The organism is Mycobacterium sp. (assembly GCF_019243155.1).
Lineage (GTDB): Bacteria > Actinomycetota > Actinomycetes > Mycobacteriales > Mycobacteriaceae > Mycobacterium.
Genome location: NZ_JAFAUS010000469.1, coordinates 1 through 6,833, shown reverse-complemented (window position 1 = coordinate 6,833; position 6,833 = coordinate 1). Strand labels below are relative to the sequence as shown.

12 protein-coding genes are annotated in these 6,833 nt (G+C 66.2%); all 12 read left to right on the top strand.

Annotation, left to right across the window (positions count from 1 at the left end; translation table 11 throughout):
- Positions 1-393 (top strand): squalene/phytoene synthase family protein (locus JOZ00_RS23745; RefSeq protein ID WP_293348985.1); only part of this gene is annotated, 393 nt, incomplete at its 5' end.
- Positions 390-713 (top strand): lycopene cyclase domain-containing protein, encoded by a 324-nt coding sequence (locus tag JOZ00_RS23740; RefSeq protein WP_293348982.1) that lies wholly within the window; start codon positions 390-392, stop codon positions 711-713. The genes JOZ00_RS23745 and JOZ00_RS23740, both read left to right, overlap by 4 nt.
- Positions 710-1,021, top strand: a complete 312-nt coding sequence (locus JOZ00_RS23735) for a lycopene cyclase domain-containing protein (RefSeq protein WP_293348979.1) — start codon at positions 710-712, stop codon at positions 1,019-1,021. Before JOZ00_RS23740 ends, JOZ00_RS23735 begins: the two co-directional genes overlap by 4 nt.
- Positions 1,008-1,733, top strand: coding sequence for a class I SAM-dependent methyltransferase (locus JOZ00_RS23730; RefSeq protein ID WP_293348976.1), 726 nt, complete (start codon positions 1,008-1,010; stop codon positions 1,731-1,733). The genes JOZ00_RS23735 and JOZ00_RS23730 overlap by 14 nt, the downstream gene beginning before the upstream one ends.
- Positions 1,730-3,262 (top strand): NAD(P)/FAD-dependent oxidoreductase, encoded by a 1,533-nt coding sequence (locus JOZ00_RS23725; RefSeq protein WP_293348972.1) that lies wholly within the window; start codon positions 1,730-1,732, stop codon positions 3,260-3,262. The genes JOZ00_RS23730 and JOZ00_RS23725 overlap by 4 nt, the downstream gene beginning before the upstream one ends.
- Entirely contained in the window at positions 3,262-4,272 is a 1,011-nt protein-coding gene (locus JOZ00_RS23720) for a DUF5914 domain-containing protein (protein ID WP_293348969.1), read from the top strand. Before JOZ00_RS23725 ends, JOZ00_RS23720 begins: the two co-directional genes overlap by 1 nt.
- A 15-nt stretch (positions 4,273-4,287) precedes the next feature.
- On the top strand, positions 4,288-4,671 hold the full coding sequence (locus tag JOZ00_RS23715) for a DUF2784 domain-containing protein (RefSeq protein WP_293348966.1): 384 nt from the start codon (positions 4,288-4,290) through the stop codon (positions 4,669-4,671).
- Between the two features lie 306 nt (positions 4,672-4,977).
- A complete protein-coding gene (locus JOZ00_RS23710; RefSeq protein WP_293348963.1) occupies positions 4,978-5,262 on the top strand; it encodes a DUF1049 domain-containing protein in 285 nt (94 codons plus the stop codon).
- 91 nt (positions 5,263-5,353) lie between these two features.
- A complete protein-coding gene (locus JOZ00_RS23705) occupies positions 5,354-5,785 on the top strand; it encodes a hypothetical protein (protein WP_293348960.1) in 432 nt (143 codons plus the stop codon).
- Between the two features lie 22 nt (positions 5,786-5,807).
- Positions 5,808-6,023 carry a DUF2945 domain-containing protein gene (locus tag JOZ00_RS23700; protein ID WP_293348957.1) on the top strand — a complete coding sequence of 72 codons (216 nt, stop codon included), beginning with the start codon at positions 5,808-5,810 and terminating at the stop codon, positions 6,021-6,023.
- A gap of 19 nt (positions 6,024-6,042) precedes the next feature.
- Complete coding sequence (locus JOZ00_RS23695; RefSeq protein WP_293348955.1) at positions 6,043-6,375, top strand: DUF3140 domain-containing protein; 333 nt, start codon at positions 6,043-6,045, stop codon at positions 6,373-6,375.
- Positions 6,376-6,532: 157 nt separating this feature from the next.
- Positions 6,533-6,833: MarR family transcriptional regulator (locus tag JOZ00_RS23690; RefSeq protein WP_293348953.1), on the top strand; the 301-nt coding region annotated here is incomplete at its 3' end.

Genomic DNA, 6,833 nt, shown 5'->3' with positions numbered 1-6,833 from the left:
GTGCGGCAACGCGTGTACCTGCCCGCCGACGAGCTTGCCGCCCACGGCGTCGACCGCGAGCTGTTGATGTGGTGTCACATCCACCGTCGTACCGACCCGCGGGTGCGTGAGGCGCTGGCCGCTCAGCACGAAATCACCAGGGAGACTTACCGGTTCGCCGCCGCGGGAATCGGTATGCTGGCCCCCCGCTCGCGCCCCTGTGTCGCCACCGCGGCCGCGCTGTACTCGGAGATCCTGGACTGCATCGAGAAAAGCGATTTCGCCGTGTTCAATCACCGGGCGACCGTCGGTCGATCGCGACGTCTGCAGGTCGCCGGTCTGGGGCTGCTACGGTCATGGCGGGCGCGAAACAGCGCCCCGAGCGAATCTGGTTTTCAATCGGGGGCCGCATGAGCGATCGTTGGCAATACCTGTTGGTGCTGGCCGCATGCCTGGCCCTCACGTTGCCCCTCGAGATGTTCGGTCCCGGTGTCTACCGCCAAGCGCGCCGGCTCATCAAGGCGGTTCTGCCCGTGGCGCTGGTGTTTCTGCTGTGGGACGAGATCGCGGTCGCCGCGCACGTGTGGAGCTACAACGACGCCTACATCAGCGGCCTGAGGATCCCGGTTCGGGTGCCGATCGAAGAAGTCCTGTTCTTCGTCGTGATCCCGGTGTGCGGGCTGCTGACATACAACGCGGTGAGCACCATCCTTCAAAGGGTCAACCGCCGATGACCGGCCTGGGTTACACGGTCCCGGCCGTCGTCGCCGTGGTGATCGTCTGCGCAACGGAATTGGCGCTGCTGCGAACCGGACTCTTTCGGCGACCGGCCTATTGGCTGTCGATGCTGATCGTTCTCGGATTTCAGATCCCGGTCGATGGCTGGCTGACCAAACTCAGCTCCCCCGTTGTCATTTACAACCAGCACCAGATCACCGGCCTGCGTTTCCCGTTCGACATTCCGATCGAGGACTTTCTGTTCGGATTCGCTCTGGTCACCGCGGTGCTGCTGCTGTGGGAACGGCAACGTGCGCGTCGGTGAGACAGGGCCCGCCCCGGGCGAGTTGTCGGCCGCGTTCGACGCGGGTGCCCCGTCTTACGACCGGCTGGTCGGTGCCAGCCCCGGTTATCACGCACAGCTGCTTGCATCGGCTCGCCGGATGCGAATTCCCGCCCACGGTAAGGGCTTACGGTTGCTCGACGCCGGATGCGGCACCGGCGCATCGACGGCTGCCCTGCTCGCCGTCGCGCCCGAAGCAGAGATCGTTGCGGTGGACGCGTCGCGGGGAATGCTCGACGCGGCGCTCGCCAAAAACTGGCCGGCGTCGGTGCGATTCGTCCACAGCCCCATCGAAGAGCTGGCACAACACGGTGTCACCGGACCCTTCGACGGCATCCTGGCCGCCTATCTGATCCGTAACGTCGCGGACCGGGACGCGCAGTTGCGCAGATTCCGCCAGCTGCTGCGGCCCGGCGGCACGCTGGCGGTGCACGAGTATTCGGTGCGCGACTCGCGTGCGGCCACCGGCATCTGGCACGCCGTCTGCTGGGGCATCATCATCCCCTCCGGCTGGTGGCGCACCCGTGACACCGCGCTGTATCGCTACCTGTGGCGCAGCGTGCTCGAGTTCGACGGTGCGGCGCGGTTCCGGGGACGGCTGGCCGACGCCGGCTTCGCCGGAGTGCACAGCGAGACGATGCCGGGCTGGGAGGCCAACATCGTGCACACCTTCCTGGCAGACGCTCCGAAATGACCGCTCACGAAATCGATCGTCGTCGTCAAACATTCCCCGCGCCAACGGGTCTGCCGGACGCCGATGGCCTGCCGTCGCGCCCGAAGGTGGTCGTGGTGGGCGGCGGCATCGCGGGCCTGACCGCCGCCACCGGCCTGGCCGAACGCGGCGTCGCCGTCGAGGTGATCGAACGCGAGAACTATCTCGGCGGTCGGGTCGGTGGCTGGACCGAACAGCACGACGGGGCCGAACTCGCGATGAACCGCGGCTTCCACGCGTTCTTCCGGCAGTACTACAACCTGCGGGCCCTGCTGCGGCGGATCGACCCACAGCTGCGCCTGCTCACTCCCGTCGACGACTATCCGCTCATCGACGGCGCCGGGCGACGCGACACCTTCCGCGGGCTACCGCGCACCCCACCCTGGAACGCGCTGGTGTTCGCGGCGCGCAGTCCCACATTTCGGCTTCGCGACTTCGTCCAACTCGACGCGCGCGCCGCCGCGCCGCTGGCCGCGGTGTCGGTTCCCGATATCTATCGGCGCCTTGACGGCATCGATGCCGCGACATTCTTAAAGAACATCCGATTCCCGAACGCCGCACGGCATCTAGCGTTCGAGGTCTTTTCGCGCAGCTTCTTCGCCGACCCGTCCAGGCTGTCCGCCGCCGAACTGGCCACCATGTTCCACATCTACTTCCTGGGCTCTGCCGAGGGGCTCATCTTCGACGTCCCCTCGGCGAACTACGACCGCGCCCTCTGGCAGCCGCTGCAGCGCTACCTGAAAGACCGCGGCGCTCGGTTCCGGCTCGGCACCAGCGTCTCGCGCATCGACACGGAGTCGACGAGACCGTTTCGGGTGCAGACGAATTCCGATGAAGAGCTCGACGCGGACGCGGTGGTGCTGGCCACCGACATCGCCGGTCTGCAGCGGATCGTCGGGGCATCCGAGGGCCTGGGCACCGACGAGTGGCGGGCGCAGATAGCGCAACAACGCACCGCGCCGCCCTTTGCCGTACATCGGTTCTGGCTCGACCGGCCCGTCGACGCGCGACGGCCGGCCTTTTTGGGCACGGCCGGGCACAAACCGCTCGACAACATCAGCGTGCTGGAGCGTTACGAGCGCGAAGCCCGCGAATGGGCCAGGGCGACTCACGGCTCGGTCGTCGAATTGCACTCCTACGCCCTCGACACCGCACCGTCGCGCACGGCGGCGCTACGCCAACTGCACAAGATATACCCGGAAACCGCTGCGGCACAGATTGTTTGTGAGCGACTGCTGCATCGCAGCGACTGCCCGCTCTTTGCGCCCGGGTCCTACTCGCTGCGCCCGAAGGTCGTCACACCCCACCCCGGTCTGCTGTTGGCCGGCGACGCCATCCGTATCGACTTGCCCGTGGCGCTCATGGAACGCGCGGCCACGACCGGCTGGTGCGCCGCCAATCAATTGCTGCAACGATGGGGACTAGCCGGGCACCCACTGGTTACCGTGCCCACCCAAGGCAGGTCACCGCTGCTGCGGCGGCTTGCCACCCACGAAAGAGCCGATCGCTGATGAACGTTCGCGAACAGCTACACCGCCTGCTGCCCGCGGCGAGCGCCAAAGACTGGCCGCTGCAAGTGATCCCGCGCACGCCGTGGGCCGAACAGCGCCCGACCTACCGCGACGCCAAACCAGCCATCATCGAAGCCGCGCTGCGGCGATCCCAGGCCAGACCCACCGGCAACTGGTACGCGTTCGCCGCCAGCGCCGACGTGCGACCCGGCCGGCCGTACGGAACGCGCGTTGCCGGCGTCGAGCTCGTCGCCTGGCGCGACGAGCGGCTGCGGCTGTGCGTCGGCCCCCGCAGTTGCCCACACCTGGGGGCCGACCTGGCCACCGGGACCGTGCACGACGGAACGCTGGTGTGCCGGTGGCACGGGCTCGCTCTGGACGGCCGCTCGCGCGAGCACGGCTGGAGCCCGCTTCCCGGGCACGACGACGGCACCCTGGTATGGGTGCGGCTCGACAAGCTCGGCGGCGAGCCACCGTTGGATGAGCCGGTGATTCCGGCGAGGCCGCAAGGTGACACCCTGGCCGCGGTCGCCACCATGTCCGGGACGTGCGAACCGGTCGACATCGTCGCCAACCGGCTCGATCCGTGGCACGGGGCGTGGTTTCACCCGTATTCGTTCGCCCGGCTCGAAGTGCTCTCCACGCCCACCGAACTCGTCGATCAGTTCTTGGTGGCCGTGACCTTCCGGATGGGCCGCCTGGGCGTTCCCGTCGTCGCGGAGTTCAGTTGCCCCGAGGCGCGCACCATCGTGATGCGCATCGTGGACGGCGAGGGCTCCGGCAGTGTTGTCGAAACCCATGCCACACCAATGGGTTCGGGCCCCGACGGGCGCCCGCGCACGGCCGTGCTGGAAGCCACCGTCGCGTATTCGGACCGGTCGGGGTTCAAGCGGGCAACCCGCGTTGCGCCGCTGATCACACCCGTCATGCGATATGCGGCGGCCAGACTCTGGCGCGACGACCTCGCCTACGCCGAGCGCCGCTACCAGGTGCGTGCCGGTCTGGTGTGACTGGCTGGCCGCGCCGTGAAGAGACTGTATTGCGCCGCCGTCGCGGCGACCGTCGCCGCACATTTCGCCTATCTCCTCTACGTGCCGAGTGGCGGTTTTCTCGCGCTGCGCTGGCCGCGGACCACCGCTCTGCACGTAGCGTCCGTTGCGTGGGGCGTCGCCGTCGTCGGACTAAGGCTTCCGTGTCCGCTGACATCGCTGGAATCGTGGGCGCGCAACAGGGCCGGCATGGATCCGCTGCCGACGGCGGGCTTCATCGACCGCTACGTTGCGGGGCTATTCGTCCCGTCGGGACGCATCGGCGTCGCACAGGCCTCGGCATTCGCCTTGGCCGCGGTGTCGTGGGCTCTGCTCGCGCAGCGCGTCCGCCGCGACGGAAGTCCTATCCCTGCACCCTGACCGGCGTCGTTGAGTAGGCGTGGCGCGGCTGGGAGCGGTTCTCGGCGGACCTGCGCTGCCACAGCACCCATGCCGCAACAGACGCGAGGATCGTCAAGACAATCACGGTCGGCCACAGCGCCAACTGCGCGAGCCACAAACGCCTTTGCAGACGCAACACCAGACGCTCGCTACTGCGAGCGCGACGCCAGACCTCATTCGCGTTCATCGTGGTCCAATTACCCGTGGCCGAGCTATTCAAACGGTCCGGCAAACTCGCCGCTATTCGGGCGTTTGGCTCATCACGTTCAGGGTTAGTCACCCAGAATGAGCAGCAAACCTTCGTCCAGAGAATCATCGCACGGGTTCACCCGACTGGCGGCCGCGTGGTGGGCGATCGTCGTAGGCTTGGTGATCCTGATCGCCTTGCTCATCTTCATCGCTCAAAACACCGAATCGATAGCCGCGCACTTCCTTTTCTTCGATTGGACCCTGCCGGTGGGGGTGGGCTACTTGCTCTCGGCCGTAGCCGGCGCGAGCGCCACGGTGCTGGTGGGCGCGGCGAGGATGGTGCAAGTGCGTCGGGCGGTCAAGAAGGACGTGCAAACTTAACCATCAAGTTAATTAAGTATCGAAGCCCTCCCGCACGATTCGACCCCCTCCCTTGCGGGAATGTCTAGGCACGACATGGGGAGGAAAGCTGATGAGCCTAGAGGCTGGCTCCGGCGACCCGGAAGCCGTTGTGCGTGCGGTGGGGAAGTTGACCGAGGCGCTCGAGACAATCGAGCGCGCGCGGGGACACCTGTACTCGTTCCACCAACTGACCGGCCATGCCGACCTGCAACTCGACGCGGCGGTTGCCCAGCTCAGCCGGATCGGCCACGCGGATCTGGCTCAACACATCGAGGGTGAGCTGGTCGGGCGAAACGTCTTGCCAGGGCGGTGGACTTATCAGGTGATCGAGGAGTACCAAGACGGTTACTACCGGTGCTTCAAGGACATCGAGCAATTGGTGCGCGACCGGCTAGTCGGTGGCCGCCGCCACGCGCACGAAGCGGCGCTCAAGGAACATCGCCGCACTGTGGGACACCCGGCTCATACCGCCTCTCCCACAGACGACTCCGTAGCCCAGTGACTGGGTTGAAAGGTGAAGCGATATGGGTGACAAGAAATTTCACAAGGGCGACAAGGTCACGTGGAAGAGCCACGGCAGCACCGTCCACGGGGAGGTCGAAGACGAGATCACCTCCGATACCCACACCGCGGGCCGCCAGGTCCGCGCGTCCGAGGACGAACCGCAGTACAAGGTTCGCAGTGACAAGTCCGGCGGGGACGCGGTGCACAAGCCCGATTCGCTACGTCACGCGGACTGATCGAGGCGAGGACGACACGATGCCCGACGACGAAAAAGCGACCTTGGACGACTTCCACAAGGCGGTCAACATGACCGCGCAGGAGCTGGAAAAGTGGCTCGCCACCGACGAGTCGAAAAGCGTGGGACAAAAGCAAGGCGACACGGAGGCAACGGGCCACGCCAGCGGTCGTCGCATTGTGAAACTACTCCGGACCAAACGGTCCGACCTCACCGGCGACGACTACGCGCACATGCGAAAGGTCGCCGGCTACGCAAGCCGCCACCTGGCACAACGGCCGAAAGGTGACATCGACGACAGTCCGTGGCGGTACTCACTGATGAACTGGGGTCACGACCCCACCAAATCCTGAATCATTAACCTTCTTGGCACGGCAGGGGACTGCGCGCCGATAGTGACGTAGGCTAATGGCCTCGACCGGACCAGAAACTCTGGCATGACGCGTGTTCGCCGAACGGAAGTAGCGGCCGCGGATACCCTGGTCGGTATCTTGCAAAAGGATCGGGTGAGTGACCAAGCGCGGCGCTGCTGATCGGCGACCAGACCGAGCCGAACTCGAGAAGTTGATGTCGGCCGACATGCGGGCCGTCACAGCACAATCTGACCGCATCGGCCGGCACTTCGCTCGTCAACACGAAGTCAACGGCACCGACTTCCATGCCTTACTGCACATCATGGTCGCCGAGACCGCCGGAACACCCCTGACGTCTGCCCAGTTGCGGCAGCGCATGGACGTATCGCCCGCTGCGATCACCTATCTGGTGGATCGAATGATCGATGCCGGCCACATTCGGCGTGAGCCCGATCCCA

What these genes read in the sequence shown, in the direction of transcription:
- JOZ00_RS23740 (WP_293348982.1), top strand. Translation starts at nt 390, where the DNA reads ATGAGCGATCGTTGGCAATACCTGTTGGTGCTGGCCGCATGCCTGGCC.
- JOZ00_RS23735 (WP_293348979.1), top strand. Translation starts at nt 710, where the DNA reads ATGACCGGCCTGGGTTACACGGTCCCGGCCGTCGTCGCCGTGGTGATC.
- JOZ00_RS23725 (WP_293348972.1), top strand. Translation starts at nt 1,730, where the DNA reads ATGACCGCTCACGAAATCGATCGTCGTCGTCAAACATTCCCCGCGCCA.
- JOZ00_RS23720 (WP_293348969.1), top strand. Translation starts at nt 3,262, where the DNA reads ATGAACGTTCGCGAACAGCTACACCGCCTGCTGCCCGCGGCGAGCGCC.
- JOZ00_RS23710 (WP_293348963.1), top strand. Translation starts at nt 4,978, where the DNA reads ATGAGCAGCAAACCTTCGTCCAGAGAATCATCGCACGGGTTCACCCGA.
- JOZ00_RS23705 (WP_293348960.1), top strand. Translation starts at nt 5,354, where the DNA reads ATGAGCCTAGAGGCTGGCTCCGGCGACCCGGAAGCCGTTGTGCGTGCG.
- JOZ00_RS23700 (WP_293348957.1), top strand. Translation starts at nt 5,808, where the DNA reads ATGGGTGACAAGAAATTTCACAAGGGCGACAAGGTCACGTGGAAGAGC.
- JOZ00_RS23695 (WP_293348955.1), top strand. Translation starts at nt 6,043, where the DNA reads ATGCCCGACGACGAAAAAGCGACCTTGGACGACTTCCACAAGGCGGTC.